This window comes from Corynebacterium sputi DSM 45148 (assembly GCF_000427865.1).
GTDB lineage: Bacteria > Actinomycetota > Actinomycetes > Mycobacteriales > Mycobacteriaceae > Corynebacterium > Corynebacterium sputi.
The window spans coordinates 87,676-104,383 of record NZ_ATYV01000008.1 but is presented as its reverse complement, the minus strand read 5'-3'; the positions used below and the strand labels follow the sequence as shown (position 1 = coordinate 104,383).

Genomic DNA, 16,708 nt, shown 5'->3' with positions numbered 1-16,708 from the left:
CGGTGGAACACCCTGTGTTCACCGTGAACTGGTTGGCTTCGGAGCATGAATTCCGAAGCACCGGCACTGGTCGTCTCCATCTCGGGTATCCGTGATGATCGACTTCTTGATGTGGCCCGCTTCGCGACCGCTCTGACGGACCGCGGAGTGGTTCCGTCCCTGCTCGTGGCCCCGCATGCAGGGTCGGATTGGTCGCTGCGTAATTCGCAGGCGGTGATGCGGTGGATTAGGCGCAGGGAAGAGGAAGGTTCTGAACTTCTCCTGGCCGGATTTGACCAGACGGACAAGGGGCGCCGCGGAGAATTCGCTGCCCTCGGGGAACATGAGGCCCGGCTCCGACTGACTGCCGCCACCCGCCAGATGCAGGCGCTGGGGCTGAACACCGACATGTTCGCACCGCCTAGGTGGAATCTCTCCCGGGGCACCAAGGCCGTACTGCCAGACCTCGGCTATCGCATCGCTGCAGATCTCAATGGAGTCCACGACTTGGTCAGCGGGACAGTAGACGCCACCCGCGTCGTGGCGTTCGGTGAAGGCTTCGGAGCGGCCGGGTGGTGGCGCCGGGCAGTGGCCGCGACCATCGAGCGGAACATCGATGCGGGGCGATCCATTCGTCTCTCCGTTTCCGCGTCCCGTCTCTCTGAGCTCAAGGTCCGACGAGACGCCCTGCGCACTATTGATTACGCAGTGAACTCCGGAGCCGTGGCTACCGGGTACCGAACGGTGCCGCTGACCCTCGCTGCCTGAGCTTGGGGCAGGTTCGGGCCTCTCCGAACTATCCTGGCCGCATGTACACCACACTCGACGGACGCACTGTGACAATGGACGACCTGGCCGGACACGTGGTCTTGGTCGCACCAGATAATCCGGACTTCCGGGAGGCCTTGGAGGCCCTCACCGATGAATTTGCCGAACGCGGGTTTTTCGCGGTGTTTGGTGGCGAAGTGGGGGATGGGGGCGTCGGGAAGCCAACGCTTTTCTCGCCGAAAGGCGAGCAGGTCGGGCAGGCCGAGGACCCCGAGGAGGACACCTTCGTCGCTCTGCTTGAGGAGCACCTTCCGGTGTGAGGAAGCGACCTACTCAGGTGCGGCTTAGAAAGCACGCCTCCGGCTTGTAAGCTGGCCCGTGGAGCACTCCACCCAACACTTTCAAGGGAGCAAAGCGTGGCCCGTGTAGTTGTCAATGTCATGCCGAAGGCGGAAATTCTGGATCCGCAGGGGCAGGCCGTCCACCGGGCTCTGGGACGCATCGGCGTCACCGGCGTCGAGGATGTCCGCCAGGGCAAGCGATTCGAGATCGAGGTCGATGACACCGTCACCGACGAAGAGCTGGAGAAGGTCGCTGCGACGCTTCTGGCCAACACCGTCATCGAGGACTACGAGATTGTTCGCGAGGGGGCGCAGTGACGGCTCGTATCGGCGTCATTACTTTCCCGGGCACGCTCGACGACGTTGACGCCGCACGCGCCGTCCGCCTCGCCGGAGCTGAGTCCGTGGAACTGTGGCACGCGGACGCGGATCTGAAGGGCGTCGACGCTGTCGTCGTCGCAGGCGGCTTCTCCTACGGTGACTACCTGCGCTCCGGCGCGATCGCGGCACTGGCCCCGGTCATGGGTTCCGTAGTCGACGCAGCCAAGGGCGGCTTGCCGGTGCTAGGCATCTGCAATGGTTTCCAGATCCTCACCGAGGCTGGACTGCTGCCGGGCGCACTGACCCGCAACGAGGGGCTGCACTTCCTGTGCCGCGACATCAACCTCACCGTAGAGAACAGCAACACCGCCTGGACCAGCCGACTGTCCACGGGCAGTGAGATCCTCATCCCGTCTAAGCACGGTGAGGGCCGCTTCCAGGCCGCACCGGACACCATCCGTCAGCTCGAGGACGAGGGCCGCGTGGTGTTCCGCTACGCCGAGAACCCCAACGGCTCGATCAACGACATCGCAGGTGTCTGCAGCGAAAACGGCCGAATTGTCGGACTCATGCCGCACCCGGAGCACGCCGTGGAGGCGTTGACCGGACCGTCGCTCGACGGACTCGAGCTGTTCCTGTCCGCAGTGGACAACGTCTAGGAGGAATGCGGATATGAAGCAAGACACCGTTGACAACGCAACGTCCACCCCGGACATCGACCAGCCGTGGGCCGAGCTCGGCCTGAAGGAAGACGAGTACGACCGGATCCGTGAGATCCTCGGTCGCCGTCCTACCGACGCTGAACTGGCGATGTACTCCGTCATGTGGTCGGAGCACTGCTCCTACAAGTCCTCGAAGGTGCACCTTCGTTACTTCGGAGAGACCACCACCGACGAGATGAAGTCGAAGATGCTCGCTGGCATCGGCGAAAACGCCGGCGTCGTCGACATCGGCGATGGTTGGGCTGTGACCTTCAAGGTCGAGTCCCACAACCACCCGTCCTACGTCGAGCCGTACCAGGGCGCCGCAACCGGCGTCGGCGGCATCGTCCGCGACATCATGGCGATGGGTGCACGCCCGGTGGCCGTGATGGATCAGCTGCGTTTCGGTGCAGCTGACGCGGCGGACACCCAGCGGGTCCTGCCGGGCGTGGTGTCCGGCGTTGGCGGCTATGGCAACTGCCTGGGTCTGCCGAACATCGGCGGCGAGACCGTCTTCGATAAGTCCTACGCTGGCAACCCACTGGTCAACGCGCTGTGCGTTGGCGTGTTGCCCGTTGAGGACCTGCACTTGGCTTTCGCTACCGGCGAGAACAACCGCGTGGTTCTGTTCGGCTCCCGCACGGGCCTAGACGGCATTGGCGGCGTGTCAGTGCTGGCCTCGGAGACCTTCGAGGATGGCGCTGAGCGCAAGCTCCCAGCGGTCCAGGTCGGCGACCCGTTCGCTGAGAAGGTCCTCATCGAGTGCTGCCTGGACCTGTACAAGGCCGGCGTGGTCGTTGGCATCCAGGACCTCGGCGGCGCCGGTCTGTCCTGTGCTGTTTCCGAGCTCGCCGCTTCCGGTGAGGGCGGAATGGAGGTGGACCTCGACCAGGTGCACCTGCGCGCAGACAACATGACTGCTGCAGAGATCCTGTCCTCGGAGTCCCAGGAGCGCATGTGCGCCGTGGTGGCACCGGAGGACATGGACGAGTTCATGGCGATCTGTCAGAAGTGGGACGTCATCGCCTCCGACATCGGAGTCGTCACGGAGAACCCGAACCTGGTCATCAAGCACCAGGGCGAGATCGTGGTAGACGCACCGCCGAAGACCATCGCTGACGAGGGCCCGACCTACAACCGTCCGTATGCACGTCCGGCTTGGCAGGACGAGCTGCAGGCAGAGCCGACTCTGGCTCGCCCGGAAGGTGCCTCCGAGCTGCGTCAGACAGTACTGGATCTGGCCGCGTCCCCGGCGCTGTGCTCGCGCGGTTTCATCACCGAGCAGTACGACCGCTACGTGCGCGGCAACACCATCGCAGCCAAGCACGCCGATGCTGGCGTTCTGCGCGTTAACGAGGACACCGGCCGTGGCGTTGCCATCGCGACGGACGCCTCGGGCCGCTACACCAAGCTCGACCCGCGTACCGGCGCCCGCTTGGCACTGGCTGAGGCGCACCGCAATGTGTCGGTCACCGGCGCGCTGCCGTATGCCGTCTCCAACTGCCTGAACTTCGGCTCCCCGGAGAATCCGGACGCCATGTGGCAGTTCGCTGAAGCCGTCCGCGGTCTCGCCGACGGTGCTGCTGAACTGGGCGTCCCGGTCACCGGCGGCAACGTCTCCTTCTACAACCAGACCGGCGACGAGCCGATCTTGCCGACCCCGGTCATCGCCGTGCTCGGCATTATTGAGGACGTGGAGAAGACCATCGGCAACCGTCTGGGTACCGCCGACGACGAGGTCCTGTACCTCCTCGGGGACACCACCGACGAGCTCGGCGGTTCCATCTGGCAGCAGGTCGCCCACGACACCCTCGCGGGCATGCCGCCGGCCATCGAGCTCTCTGATGAAGAGAAGCTCACCGAGTTCTTCCACGGCACGATCGTCGCGGAGGGCGAGCACTTCCTCTCCGCCGCTCGCGATCTGTCCGAGGGCGGCCTGTCCCAGGCTCTCGTTGAGGCCTGCATCCAGTCCGGCGTCGGCGCCCAGATTGACCTCGCCGCAGTGCATGACGACGCTTTCGTCGCGCTCTTCTCCGAGTCCGCCTCTCGCGCGCTTGTCGCTGTTCCTGCAGCCGAGGCAGAGAAGCTCGAGGCCCGTGCTGCTCAGGTCGGCGTCACCGCCGCCCGCATCGGTACGGTCACCGCAGACAAGGTTCTGCGCACCGACTCCTTCGAGATCGGTGTCGATGAGCTTGAGACCGCTTGGCGCGGCACCCTCCCGGGCCTTTTCGGCCACGCGGTCGGCGCCAACTCCGTGGTGGAGTAAAAGAGCAAAGACAAAAAACGCTTCCCGACGTTTCTTACCTGCGAGTTAAGGAGAACGTCGGGAAGCGTTTTTTGGTGCTTTTAATCCTTGCGTTTGTCGCTGCGCTCGTCATCAGCGAAGAGCGGCAGCGGCTCGTACTTCTGGCGCAGAGCGCGCAGGCTCAACTCGTGAGCGGCCAGGCGCTTGTCCTCGTCGGTGACGGGGTTGAAGAACGGCACCGGCTGGGCGTTGAACTCCTTGTCGACCGCGACGTAGGTCATCGAGGAATGCAGCGCCTTCTGCAGGCCTCCACGGCCCTCACGCGGCGGGCCGGCGTACACGTGCACCGAGACGTTCATTGACGACTTACCAGTGCTCAGCAGGCGAGCGCGGACCTCCACAAGATCGCCGATGTGAATGGGGCGGTAGAAACGAACGCCGCCGACGTACACCGCGATGGTGTCGCGCCCGGCCCAGTTCATGGTGCAGGCAGTGGCGGCCTCATCAATCCACTCCATCGCAGTGCCACCGTGGACGTTGCCGCCCCAGTTCACGTCTGAGGGCTTAGCCAAGAAGCGAGTAGTGGTCTCCGGGGCGGAGGAATCCGCGGTATACATCTGGGCGCGCATTTCCGCCTCGATGGACTTGCGCAGATCCACGCGAGACAGCGCAGCCTCGCGGACCCGGACCTCCTCTTCGTTGTCCGGCTCGAAGGACGGCACAGTGGTCGGCTTGCCGTCCTGCATCGCCACGAAAATGACCAAGCAGTCCGCAGCGCGGGTGTACTCGCCGGTTCGCGGATCGGCCGAACGGACCTCGTTAACGATATGCATCGACGACCGGCCGGTGTACGCGATCTTCGAGGTGATCTCGACCATGTGGCCGGACGGGATCGGGCGAGTGAAGTTGATGTGGCCGAAGTACGCGGTGACGCAGTACTGCTGCGCCCAACCGGTGGCGCACGCGTACGCGGCCTTATCGATCCACTGCAGTACACGGCCTCCGTGAACGCTGTTAGAGCCGGCCATCAGCACATCGCTGGGGGCGGCGAGAAATCGGAGAGTGACGGAGGAAGAAGGCATGGGGACAACTATACGATTGGCCCGTAGACGGGCAGGAATGACGTCCGTGTGAGTAACCATCAGGGCGCTTGCCGATAGGTGCACAATGGGGGAGTTATGGCGAAAAAGATTGATCCGGCAGAGGTTCGAGCTGCAGTGCTGGCGGTGGAAGATTGGATTCTGGCCTCGGAGGAGGAGATCGCATCCAAGGCGGTTCCAACCCCCTCTCGGCAGGCGACAGCGGCGGCGGTACGGCTTAGCGCGAGGATGCTTGCCCAAGAAGCGCCCGGTCACACCGTTGAGGTTCGAGTGCCGCCATTTGTGGCAGTGCAATGCTTTGAGGGGCCGCGACATACCCGAGGGACCCCGCCCAATGTGGTGGAGACCGATGCCCGCACGTGGCTTCGGATGGCCACCGGGGAGCTCGAATTTGCCGACGCCGAGGTCGATGCATCCGGAGTGCGGGCCGCCGAGATCGCCCACTGTTTTCCCGTTGTCCGCCTGTGACGTGAATCACTGCAGGCCGCTAGTGTGTGGCGCCGTTTTCCCGTGTGACGGTGTCACCGCTATCGTGGGCTTGTGACCGATACCTTGATCACCGGTTCTTCAGCCCTGAACACTCCTTCTTCACCTCTAGACGACCTCGATGAGCAGTCGCCGCGGGAAGAATGTGGCGTATTCGGAGTCTGGGCACCGGGCGAAGACGTGTCCAAATTGACCTACTACGGGCTGTTCGCGCTGCAGCACCGTGGCCAGGAAGCAGCGGGAATCGCCGTCGGAGACGGTGACCAGGTGCTGGTCTTCAAAGACTTGGGACTGGTGTCCCGGGTTTTCGATGAGCAGACCCTAGAGGCCCTGAAGGGGCACGTTGCAGTGGGCCATGCGCGGTACACCACCGCCGGCGCCCCGTCCTGGGATAACGCCCAGCCGATGTTCCGAATGGCTGACGACGGCACCGACATCGCCCTCGGGCACAACGGAAACCTCGTCAATCACATGGCATTGGCTGATGAGGCCGAAGCACTCGGCCTGGTGGACCTGAGTAAGCATCTGCCATCCGACTCGGACATCATGACGATGCTGCTCGCCCACGAGATCGGAAAGCTCTCCGATACCTCCAGTGAGGACCTCGGCGGCCGCACCCGCACCGAAGAAGCGGCACTGAACCTCATGCCGCGGCTGCAGGGCGCGTTCTGCCTGACCTTCACTGATGGCGACACACTGTACGCGGCTCGCGATCGCAACGGAGTTCGTCCGCTGGCGTTGGGCCGCCTGAACAGCGGGTGGGTCGTGGCCTCTGAGACGTGTGCTCTCGACATCGTCGGTGCGTCCTTCGTTCGTGAGATCGAGCCGGGCGAAGTTGTCGCCATTGACGCCTCCGGTGTCCGCTCTTCCCGCTTCGCGGAGAAGAAGTCCGCTGGTTGCATCTTCGAGTACGTCTACCTGGCCCGCCCGGACTCCGTCATTGCGGACCGTTCGGTGAACTCGGTGCGAGTGGAGATCGGACGTCGCTTGGCGAAGGAGTACCCCGCCGATGGCGACATGGTGATTCCGGTTCCCGAATCCGGCACCCCGGCTGCAGTCGGATACGCCCAGGCTTCCGGCATCCCCTTCGGCCAGGGACTGACGAAGAACGGCTATGTCGGACGTACCTTCATCCAGCCGTCTCAGACGATTCGCCAGCAGGGCATTCGGCTGAAGCTGAACCCGTTGAAGGAAGCAATCGCGGGCAAGAAGCTTGTGGTTGTCGACGACTCCATCGTCCGCGGCAACACCCAGCGCGCCCTCATCCGCATGCTGCGTGAAGCCGGTGCCGCTGAGGTACATGTGCGTATCGCTTCGCCGCCGGTGAAGTGGCCGTGCTTTTACGGCATCGACTTCGCATCCCCCGGCGAGCTCATCGCCAATGGCGTAGACCAGGCGGACGTCGTCGGAGGCATCGCCACGGCGATCGGCGCGGACAGCCTCGGCTTTGTGTCTGTCGAAGGCATGACCGAAGCAACGGAACAGCAGGCTGGCGATCTGTGCCGCGCCTGCTTCGACGGCAACTACCCGTTGGGAATGCCGGAGAACAACGCAAATGCGGAATCGGTCCTGCGTATGCAGGCCTCTGCCCGCTGATCTCGACACCCCACCGGCTGAGCCGACCACAACTATCAGGAGCTGAAAACACGTGACCGACAACAAGGGCGTCAACCAGGGAGCCTCTTACGCGGCTGCCGGAGTCGACATCGAGGCCGGAGACCGCGCAGTCGAACTGCTCGCGCCGATCGCTAAGAAGGCGACTCGCCCCGAGGTCCGCGGTGGGCTCGGCGGCTTCGCCGGACTCTTCGCACTGGGTGAGTACCGCAAGCCGCTCCTCGCCGCCGGGTCTGACGGTGTGGGCACCAAACTGGTCGTCGCACAGCAGATGGACAAGCACGACACCATCGGCATCGACCTGGTTGCCATGTGCGTCGATGATCTCGTGGTCTGTGGCGCCGAGCCGCTGTTCCTGCAGGACTACATCGCCGTCGGCAAGGTTGTCCCCGAGCACATCGCACAGATCGTCTCCGGCATCGCTGAGGGTTGTGAGCAGGCTGGCTGCGCCCTCCTCGGTGGCGAGACCGCTGAGCACCCAGGTGTCATGGAGCCCAAGCATTATGACGTCTCCGCCACCGCCGTCGGCGTCGTCGAAGAGGACGAGGTCCTCGGACCGGACCGCGTCCGCGAGGGCGACAGCATCATCGCGATGAAGTCCTCCGGTCTGCACTCCAACGGCTACTCCCTGGCCCGCCACGTCCTGCTGGATACGGCAAACCTGGACCTGAACGCCCACGTGGACGAGCTTGGCCGCACCCTCGGTGAGGAGCTGCTCGAGCCGACCCGCATTTACGCCAAGGACTGCCTGGAGCTCATGAGCGAGGCTCAGGTTCGAACCTTCTGCCACGTCACCGGCGGCGGCCTGACCGCCAACCTTGCCCGCGTGATGCCCGAGGGCTTGACCGCGGACATGTCCCGCAGCACGTGGGCCCCGGCGCCGGTCTTCGGCTTCATCCAGGAGACCGGCTCGGTCGCCCGCGACGAGATGGAAAAGACCTTCAACATGGGTGTCGGCATGATTGCCATCGTCGCCCCGGAGGACCGAGACCGCGCGCTTGCGATCCTCACCGCTCGCCACGTTGACTCCTGGGAACTGGGCACCGTGCGTGCCTCTGCACCGGACGAAGAGAAGGCTGTGCTCGGCGGCGAGCACCCGACCGCCAACTGACACGAGAAGACCCGCCCCGGATCAACGGGGCGGGTCTCTTCGTCTGAGGCTCAGGAATTCGCAGGTCCTAGACCGGCGCACTGCTTCGGGAAAGCGGCGGAGGAGTTACCTCTCGTCCCATTCGCTGTCGGGGCCCCACTCGTCCACATCTTCGTCGCTTTCGAGATCATCGTCTTCGACGTAATCCGCGTGGCTCGAGTCTCCGGTCAGCTCCCGCTGAAGCCGGTCGAGATCCATCTCCGGTGTGTTGTACTTCAGGTTACGTGCAACCTTCTGCTGCTTAGCCTTGGCACGGCCGCGACCCATGACGAGACCCCCTTGCGTGGTCAAGGGCGGACGCTGAGCGTCGGCCCCTCATTTTGTCTATTAGTGATTCCTGCAGAACACCATAGCCGAAAGAGGCATAATTAATCTACGCGCGCACGCAGGCGGTTTGCCGAGTAAGGGGCTGACCGGGGAAGTGCGCGTGGCCGTCAGGGGGTCGTATCAGGGGTCAGTCGCCGCGCCCCCGAAGTTTGTCTACGGCGGCACGTCCTGGCCGAACCGATTCGTCGCGGTCGACAGAACTTGGATCGACGGCCACCGAGCAGTCACCCACCGAGAGATCCACACCCTCTTGTGAGGACCGCTTGACCAGCGCGAGAGCAATCGGACCGTAGTCGCAATGGTCCACAACTGTGCCGACTCGGCCGACAGTGCGTCGACCTGCCGTCACTGGGTCACCGGCTTCCGGGAGGGTCGCTGCGGAGCCGTCGAGCTGCAACATCACGAGCGTGCGGGGAGGTCTGCCGAGATTCTGGACTCGGGCGACGGTTTCCTGCCCCCGGTAACAACCTTTATTCAGGTGAACGGCAGTTTCTATCCACCGTGGAACCTCATGGGGGATGGCCTTCTCGTCCAAGTCCACCGGCTCGGGGCGAAGCGCAGTGACACGCTCGGCTTCCCATGCCATCAGGCCGGTCGGCAAGGCTCCTGTAGCGACGAGACGGTCCCACACCTCCACCAACTCCGAGCGGGGAACCACCACGTCACGCCACTGGCCATGGTCGAGCACGAGGAGTTCCTCCGGCGCGGGGGAGTCGCCGATAAGGGACAGTACTGTGAGATTGGTCTCTTCGATGGTGACGTCTGACCAGAACACCATCATCGTTAGGTACTTGACCAGTGATTCCAGCTGACTCGGGGCAATTATCAGCAGGACGCAGTCCTCGAGGACCACGAGGTCCATATGGTGCAGAATTCGGCCCTGTCCGTCTAGGTCGAGTGCCTCAGTGACTGTGCCTACTTCAGCATTGTCGACCTTCTGAGAGAACAGGGTATTCAGCCAGGTCAGTCGGTCCGCCCCGCCGATCCTCACGACCTTCCGGTCGGATCTGTCGATGACTCCGGAGTTTTCCAGGGCCTTGTGTTGCTCACCAAGCGGGTCGCCGTAATGCCAGGCGACACTTTCCCCGTCGCGCGCCGCTGCGCCGGGCACATGTTTGATGATCGGACTCAGTAGATTTGCGTCGCTCACGTATCCGATCGTAGCGCCAAAGCCTGAGAACGGAACCCCGCCCCGGAGTGGGGCATGATTGAGACATGACTGCCGTTCTGATTGACGTCACTGCGCCGGACGGCCCCAGGGCCGCCGATGTCGCTGCGCCATTCCTCCATGCGGACGACCTTGGGGCTGTCCGTGGCGATGGGGTGTTCGAGACTCTCCTAGTCCGCTCAGGCCACCTATGCAATGCTGACCGCCACCGGGACAGATTCGTGTCCTCTGCGGCGATGCTCGACCTGCCTGCGCCGGATCTTGAACTCTGGGACCGCGGCATCGACTTGGCGTTGCGCCAATGGGCCCAGGGCGGCGGCGGGGAGGCCGCGATGCGGTGGGTGTACTCCCGCGGACGCGAATCGACCGGAACTCCCACTGGGTACATCCTCATGTCGCCGGTTCAGGGCCGTTCGGGCGAGGTACGCGTAATGCTCGCTGAGAGGGGATTCTCCCTTGATCTCGGCTCCCGGGCGCCGTGGGCATTGATCGGGGCTAAGACCCTGTCCTACGCCGCGAATATGGCGGCTCTGCGGTACGCGAAGGGCAACGGCTTCGACGACGTCATCTTTACCTCCGCGGAGGGCAACCTCTTAGAGGGGCCTACCTCGACACTAGTGCTGGTCCGTGGCGACGAACTGCTCACTCCGAACCCCGGTGAAGGGGTGTTGCCGGGAACGACACAGGCCTCGCTATTCGACGTCGCGGCGGACCGTGGCTACACGTGCACCCTGGCCCAGTTGCGGCCGGAGGATCTGCACACCGCGGATTCAGTGTGGTTGGTCTCCTCGGTGCGGATCTTGGCGCGCGTGACGTCGGTGGACGGCCAGGATCTGCGGGCGGTGTCCGCCAGGCAGATCGAGAGCTTCGTTTCGCTGTGCGATGACGCTCTCACCGCGTGAACTAACCGCTGGTTCTAGCCCGCCCAGCGGGAGAGCTGGCCCGAGATTCGCGGAACCATCTCGCCGTCGACGAGGCGCTCGTCGACCCAGCCCAGGTCGTTGTTCGGCATGAGGCCGTACAGGCGCTTGCCCGGGCCCAGATCCTTTGGTCCGGTGGATGTCACCATCGTCGAGGCGGATTCCACCTGCCAAGCCCGCTCGGTCATCGGCTCGCCGTACATGATCTCGACGTAACCGTTGGATCCAGCGACAACCAGTTCGATCTCATCCTTCTCGGAGATGCGCCAGAATCCGGTTTCGCGCGAGTCTTGGCCGGTGGCATTGCCCTCAGAATCGGTACGCCAGATGCGGGAGTCATAGCGAATGTAGTTTTCGCCGTCGTGGGCGAAGATGATCTGCTGACCGACCTCGTAGTCACCGTTGTCGTCATGAGCCTGGCCATGGCCCCGCCAGACGCCGACCAGCGGCAGCAGTGCCAGCAGGCCATCGTGGATGTTCGGGCCCTGTCGGAGGTTAGCGGTGTCCTGCTCAACGGGCAGGTCAGGCAACTCGACGATGTTTCGTCTAGAGGTGCTCTTCGACTGTTCCGCGGCGAGGTTCACGGCGTCGTTTCCATTGAGTTTTTCAGTCATGGTTCCACGATACTTCGCCATCCATGGCCGCCGCGACAGCCGCCCGTACCTCAGTTTCTGGTGTGGTCGTCCCAGTCTTGAGGTTGGTACATGTAACGCGACTTACTTGAAATCAACCTCTTCGCCGGCGCGGGGCAAGAAATCTTCCGGTGAAACGTGGGCGTTTCTCTGCTCACTCTCGATGTTGACGGAGCCGCCCTGCACGAAGATGCGGGTGGGGTTCTGGGGGAGCGGCAGAGTTCCTGACGGGAACGTGATCCGGAAGGCATCCAGGGCCTCATCCTCGGGGACGTCTGATGGGTTGGCCAGCACCTCGGTCGGCGTCAGCTCCACAGTGGCCTGATGGATTCGTAGCTCGACGAGCACGGAGACGGTGTCGTCTGCGCCAGGCGGGGTGCCCTCGAAGATCGCCTCTGCTTCCCAGTTGCCGGCAGGGGAGATGTCTTTGTAGTTCTCGATGAGCAGGTCGGAGATACCCAGCTGTGCCCCCAACGCCACACCATCGAACTGCAACCGGGCGTAGAAGAGCTCGGACAAGGAGTCGGAGAATTCACCGCTCCACACAGATGACGCGGGCACCTGGACATTGATGGCGTCAGCGTTGACGGTAACGAGACCGAACTCTTCGATCTCCATGTCGCGTGATCGGACGGTGACGGAGCTCCACTGCCCGGATAACAATGACGACAAGTAAGCGAATCCGCCCAGGCTCACATACGGCTCCGCGGGAAGATTCTCCGCTTCTCGCAGGTGACGGGCGAGATTTCGCTCGGCGTTGGCCGCCGCGACGGAGTCGACGAGGAAGAGAGCTGCGACGACGGCGACTATTACAGCGCTGAAAATAACGCCCCTGCGTTTGTTAACCACGTGTCTATTTATACCTGAGGGGTTGTTTCACATAATATTTTAAGGAGGACGACTAGGGAGACTGCAGAATGCGACTTGCATTAGTGAGCAACGATCCGGATATCCGGGCGAAGGTGCCGACCCTCGGGTTGCTTAACCACGAGGTGGTTCGGTTGCCGGCGTCGCCGCAGGCCGCCACGATGCTCGACGACGCTACGGTGGTTGTCGTCGACGCTACCGGACCGAACCTTGTAGCGGCGAGGGACATGTGCCGCTCCATTGCCGCAGCCAACCCGGACCTTCCGGTGGCCGTGCTGGCGATGGACACAGCACTGATCGCACTCGACGGCGGTTGGGCAATTGATGACTTCCTGTTGCCCACTGCGACACCGGCTGAGGTGGATGCGCGGCTTCGCCTGCTGCTGGCCCGCCGTCCAGTGCCGGTGACGGAGGAGGCTTCGGTCATCAACGTCGGTGCTCTTGAGGTCGACGAACACACGTACACCGCGCGTATCGACGGCCGGTCGATGGATCTGACCTACAAGGAATTTGAGCTGCTGCGCTACCTGGCAGGAAATGTCGACCGGGTATTCACCCGTGCGCAGCTCCTGCAGGATGTGTGGGGCTACGAGTACCACGGTGGTACGCGCACCGTGGACGTTCACGTGCGTCGCCTGCGTTCGAAACTGGGCACCACCTACGAGGGCCTGATCGCCACCGTCCGCAACGTCGGCTACAAGATCGTGGAGTCCGCGGACGACGAGTGACCTGCAACGTCGTCGCCGGTGCGTCACTTGCTTGTAAATTGCAATTCAGAGGATGAATTCAACGACAGGCAGGTGCCGGTGATGGACGACAGCAAGATTCTGGAAGACGCGGAGAGCCACGATGGCGTGGAGCCGATGGGCGAAGCCTTCGTGAACAGGCTCGACTCCGCGGTGCGCGCGAACATCGACGGACAGTGCGTCGGCATAGCGGTAGAGCATGAGGGCGTTACCGAAGTCGTAGTGCACCCTGCGTACCGACGTCGTGGGGTGGGCACAAAGCTTCTCGACGAGATCGATGCGAAGAAGATCTGGGCACACGGCAATTTACGGGCAGCCCAGGTGATCGCAGAAAAACGTGGTCTGACGGCTGTACGAACGCTGCTCCAGATGTCGATTGAGGACATCCCCACCGAACTGGAGAATGCTCCCGAAGGCGTCGTGGTAGAGACCTACCCGGAAGCCGTGGACAGGCTCGGCGCCCAAGAAATCGACGGCCAATGGCTGGCGGTGAACAACGAGGCCTTTGATTGGCACCCCGAACAGGGGGGTTGGACTCCGGAAGACCTGAATGAGGCTCGCGAAGCCGACTGGTTTGATCCGGAGGGCGTGCTGTTTGCCGTGGAGAAAGGCAGGATCGTTGGCTTTCACTGGACCAAGGTTCACGGACCCGAACTCGGTGAGGTCTACGTTATCGGGCTCTCGAGGCTCTCTCAGGGCCGAGGCATTGGCGGCTGGCTGACCCGCGCCGGGCTAGTGCATCTGGCCTCGAAGGGCGTGAAAACCGTGATCCTCTATGTAGAAGGGGACAACGTGGCGGCCGTCCGTACCTACAAGAGCCTCGGTTTTGAGGTCTCTCGGGAGGACGTTCTCTACGGGTAGGCGCACGATCCGCGCCAAATAGTGACATTGAGCACTCTGGGTCCGAGCGAAGGGAAAGTGACAGCAGGTATTCACCTGTCGTTCACCTACTCGCTGGGATGTGTATACCCAGCGGGTTTAGGTTCTCCTCTTGTTGGATGAGCTCCGTTCCTGGAGCCGAACCGCCGCGCGTCCTTTCTTTATCTGGAACTCACCCAGGGAAGTCGCGCTTAATCCCCGGAGGAAATGTGCTCAACAAGAATCGTCGCCTAGCCGCAATCGTCGGACTGACCGCTGCTGCTGGCCTTACTCTTACCGCCTGCTCTGAGGGCGGCGGAGAGAACTCTCAGGTCGAAGGCCTGGCAGATGTCACCGGTGAGCTGCAGGGCGAGGGCGCTACCTCCCAGCAGCGCGCGATGGACCATTTCGCGGCACTGTTCGAGATGTCCAATCCGGGTTCCACCCTCTCCTACAACGCAACCGGTTCCGGCGCCGGACAGACCCGCTTCCTTGCAGGCGAGGTTGCATTCGCCGGATCTGACTCCGCACTGGACGAGGAGCAGGCTGCACAGGCTGCAGAGCGTTGTGCTGGCAACGAAGCATGGCACCTTCCGATGGTCATCGGCCCGGTCGCTGTCGCCTACAACCTCGACGGCGTGGACATCACCCTTTCTCCCGAGGTCATTGCCCAGATCTTCAACGGTGACATCACCAACTGGAACGACCCGGCTATCGCCGAGCTCAATGAGGGCGAACTGCCCGACCAGAACATCACTGTCGTTTACCGCTCTGAGGAGTCCGGTACTTCCGACAACTTCATGAAGTTCCTGTCCGCTGCCGCACCGGAGGCATGGCCGCACGAGGCTTCCAAGTCCTTCCCGTCCGCCACCGGCTCCGGAGCCAACGGTTCCGCCGGCGTCGTCGACGAGGTCTCTCAGATCCCGGGCGCCATCACCTACGTCGAGACCGGCTTCGCTAAGGACAAGGACCTCGGAGTCTCCAAGATCGACTTCGGCCACGGTGCCGTCGAGTTGAACGCTGACACCGTCGGCAAGGCAATGGACCAGGTCGAGTACTCCGGCGAGGGCAACAACATGGTCGTCGACGCTGACGCCCTATTCTCCATGGATGAGGAAGGCGCCTACCCGCTGGTCCTCACCACCTACGAGATTTTCTGCTCCTCCGGTTACGACGATCAGACTCGCGACCTTCTGAAGAACTTCCTCACCGTCTCGCTTGAGGAAGGCCAGAACGAGGAGCTCGAGGCTCTCGGCTACATCCCGGTTCAGGGTGACTTCAAGCAGAAGCTTACCGACGCTGTCGAGGCCATTAGCTAGTTAGGCCTTTCCTGCGGGCCTGGCCCGCACCCGGCCGCGGATTCAGTTCCGGTTTCCACCGCCAAGCACTTCTCATTCGCAAAGGAACGCCCATGTCATCCTCCATGTTCACTAAGGGAGAATCGTTGTCGGAAACAGAGCCCTCGAGCGTCGCTACCCCCGACATCGCCCCGCAGGGATCCCAGGACCCTAAGTCCTCGGAAGTCGCCTCTGACCGCGGCTCCGTCATCCGCCCGGGTGACCGGGTGTTCCAGATTCTGTCGGTTGGCGCATCCGGCCTGGTCTCCGTTTTCATCGTCGCCATCGCGGTCTTCCTCCTGATCCGCGCGGTACCTTCGCTGCTCAACAATGACGCGAACTTCCTGACGTACAGCCAGGACTGGAACCTGTCGAACACGTCGAGCATGTACTTCGGCATTCCGAACCTGTTCTTCGTCACGGTGATGGTCTCGCTTTTGGCACTGATCATCGCAATGCCGGTTGCTCTCGGAATTGCGATCTTCTTGACCTCGTACGCACATAAGCGGCTGGTTAAGCCGCTGGCTTTCTTGGTGGACCTTCTCGCTGCGGTTCCCTCGATTGTCTACGGACTCTGGGGATTCATGGCGCTGGGACCGGCCCTGTCTTCCTTCTACGTGTGGATGTCGAACAACCTGGGCGGCTTCTTCCTGTTCACCCACTACGGCAACTCACCGGCGTTCGAGACCGGCCGAAACATCTTCACCGGTGGCATCGTCCTGGCGATCATGATTCTCCCGGTCATTGCGGCCACGACCCGCGAGGTCTTCGTTCAGACCCCGCGAGGACACATCGAGGCGGCGCTCGCCCTTGGTGCAACCCGCTGGGAAACTGTCCGACTCGCCGTCCTGCCCTTCGGTAAGTCCGGCTTCATCTCCGGCTCCATGCTGGGCCTGGGTCGAGCACTCGGTGAAACGATGGCGCTCTACATGGTCATCGCGCCGACCTCTCAGTTCCGTGCTTCGCTGCTGGACGGCGGTACGACCTTCGCCACCGCCATCGCGAACGCTGCACCGGAATTCAACGACAACCTGCGTGCAGGTGCTTACATGTCCGCCGGCCTGGTGCTGTTCCTGTTGACCTTCCTGGTCAACTCCGCCGCCCGATCGATCGCAAAGAAATAGGGGAACGACACCATGAATCCCTCA

General features: G+C 62.9%; 18 protein-coding genes. 13 read left to right on the top strand and 5 right to left on the bottom strand.

All coding sequences use genetic code 11. The features are described from left to right. Nucleotides 1-45 precede the first annotated feature (45 nt). The 5 genes from YWU_RS0105200 (at nt 46) to purL (ending at nt 4,376) form a co-directional block, all read left to right on the top strand. Nucleotides 46-747, top strand: a complete 702-nt coding sequence (locus YWU_RS0105200; RefSeq protein ID WP_027019631.1) for a DUF2334 domain-containing protein — start codon at nt 46-48, stop codon at nt 745-747. A 41-nt stretch (nt 748-788) separates the two neighbouring features. Next, a complete protein-coding gene (locus tag YWU_RS0105195) occupies nt 789-1,067 on the top strand; it encodes a thioredoxin domain-containing protein (protein WP_027019630.1) in 279 nt (92 codons plus the stop codon). Nucleotides 1,068-1,163: 96 nt separating this feature from the next. Then, nucleotides 1,164-1,406, top strand: a complete 243-nt coding sequence (gene purS / locus YWU_RS0105190; protein ID WP_027019629.1) for a phosphoribosylformylglycinamidine synthase subunit PurS — start codon at nt 1,164-1,166, stop codon at nt 1,404-1,406. Beyond that, a complete protein-coding gene (gene purQ / locus YWU_RS0105185; protein ID WP_027019628.1) occupies nt 1,403-2,068 on the top strand; it encodes a phosphoribosylformylglycinamidine synthase subunit PurQ in 666 nt (221 codons plus the stop codon). Before purS ends, purQ begins: the two co-directional genes overlap by 4 nt. 13 nt (nt 2,069-2,081) lie before the next feature. Next, on the top strand, nt 2,082-4,376 hold the full coding sequence (gene purL, locus YWU_RS15315; protein ID WP_034647136.1) for a phosphoribosylformylglycinamidine synthase subunit PurL: 2,295 nt from the start codon (nt 2,082-2,084) through the stop codon (nt 4,374-4,376). A gap of 80 nt (nt 4,377-4,456) precedes the next feature. On the opposite strand, the gene YWU_RS0105175 is transcribed toward purL, so the two are convergent. Continuing rightward, a complete protein-coding gene (locus tag YWU_RS0105175; protein WP_051260061.1) occupies nt 4,457-5,437 on the bottom strand; it encodes an acyl-CoA thioesterase in 981 nt (326 codons plus the stop codon). Nucleotides 5,438-5,533: 96 nt separating this feature from the next. On the opposite strand from YWU_RS0105175, the gene YWU_RS0105170 reads away from it, so the two are divergent. The 3 genes from YWU_RS0105170 to purM all read left to right on the top strand — a co-directional run bounded on the left by YWU_RS0105170 (nt 5,534) and on the right by purM (nt 8,666). Continuing rightward, a complete protein-coding gene (locus YWU_RS0105170) occupies nt 5,534-5,923 on the top strand; it encodes a sterol carrier family protein (RefSeq protein WP_027019626.1) in 390 nt (129 codons plus the stop codon). A 105-nt stretch (nt 5,924-6,028) separates the two neighbouring features. After that, on the top strand, nt 6,029-7,537 hold the full coding sequence (gene purF, locus YWU_RS0105165) for an amidophosphoribosyltransferase (protein WP_205618301.1): 1,509 nt from the start codon (nt 6,029-6,031) through the stop codon (nt 7,535-7,537). A 52-nt stretch (nt 7,538-7,589) separates the two neighbouring features. Beyond that, nucleotides 7,590-8,666, top strand: coding sequence for a phosphoribosylformylglycinamidine cyclo-ligase (gene purM, locus YWU_RS0105160; protein WP_027019624.1), 1,077 nt, complete (start codon nt 7,590-7,592; stop codon nt 8,664-8,666). Nucleotides 8,667-8,771: 105 nt separating this feature from the next. Here the strand turns inward: purM and YWU_RS0105155 are convergent, their stop codons facing one another. Further along, nucleotides 8,772-8,972, bottom strand: coding sequence for a DUF3073 domain-containing protein (locus YWU_RS0105155; protein ID WP_027019623.1), 201 nt, complete (start codon nt 8,970-8,972; stop codon nt 8,772-8,774). 187 nt (nt 8,973-9,159) lie between these two features. After that, the gene (gene ygfZ / locus YWU_RS0105150; RefSeq protein ID WP_240484061.1) at nt 9,160-10,182 is read right to left on the bottom strand and encodes a CAF17-like 4Fe-4S cluster assembly/insertion protein YgfZ; all 1,023 of its coding nucleotides are present in this window, start codon (nt 10,180-10,182) and stop codon (nt 9,160-9,162) included. 65 nt (nt 10,183-10,247) lie between these two features. Between ygfZ and YWU_RS0105145 the strand changes: the two genes are divergently transcribed. Then, entirely contained in the window at nt 10,248-11,102 is an 855-nt protein-coding gene (locus YWU_RS0105145; protein WP_027019621.1) for an aminodeoxychorismate lyase, read from the top strand. A 14-nt stretch (nt 11,103-11,116) separates the two neighbouring features. On the opposite strand, the gene YWU_RS0105140 is transcribed toward YWU_RS0105145, so the two are convergent. Continuing rightward, the gene (locus YWU_RS0105140) at nt 11,117-11,755 is read right to left on the bottom strand and encodes a heme-binding beta-barrel domain-containing protein (RefSeq protein ID WP_027019620.1); all 639 of its coding nucleotides are present in this window, start codon (nt 11,753-11,755) and stop codon (nt 11,117-11,119) included. Between the two features lie 81 nt (nt 11,756-11,836). Beyond that, nucleotides 11,837-12,601 carry an LmeA family phospholipid-binding protein gene (locus YWU_RS15310; RefSeq protein WP_051260059.1) on the bottom strand — a complete coding sequence of 255 codons (765 nt, stop codon included), beginning with the start codon at nt 12,599-12,601 and terminating at the stop codon, nt 11,837-11,839. Between the two features lie 68 nt (nt 12,602-12,669). On the opposite strand from YWU_RS15310, the gene YWU_RS0105130 reads away from it, so the two are divergent. From YWU_RS0105130 to pstC, 4 genes are all read left to right on the top strand, one after another. Next, nucleotides 12,670-13,347 carry a winged helix-turn-helix transcriptional regulator gene (locus YWU_RS0105130; protein ID WP_027019619.1) on the top strand — a complete coding sequence of 226 codons (678 nt, stop codon included), beginning with the start codon at nt 12,670-12,672 and terminating at the stop codon, nt 13,345-13,347. A gap of 81 nt (nt 13,348-13,428) precedes the next feature. After that, nucleotides 13,429-14,226, top strand: coding sequence for a mycothiol synthase (gene mshD, locus YWU_RS0105125; RefSeq protein ID WP_034647134.1), 798 nt, complete (start codon nt 13,429-13,431; stop codon nt 14,224-14,226). A 227-nt stretch (nt 14,227-14,453) separates the two neighbouring features. Further along, nucleotides 14,454-15,542 (top strand): phosphate ABC transporter substrate-binding protein PstS, encoded by a 1,089-nt coding sequence (gene pstS / locus YWU_RS0105120; RefSeq protein WP_027019617.1) that lies wholly within the window; start codon nt 14,454-14,456, stop codon nt 15,540-15,542. Nucleotides 15,543-15,634: 92 nt separating this feature from the next. Continuing rightward, nucleotides 15,635-16,684 carry a phosphate ABC transporter permease subunit PstC gene (gene pstC, locus YWU_RS0105115; protein WP_027019616.1) on the top strand — a complete coding sequence of 350 codons (1,050 nt, stop codon included), beginning with the start codon at nt 15,635-15,637 and terminating at the stop codon, nt 16,682-16,684. Nucleotides 16,685-16,708: the final 24 nt, after the last annotated feature.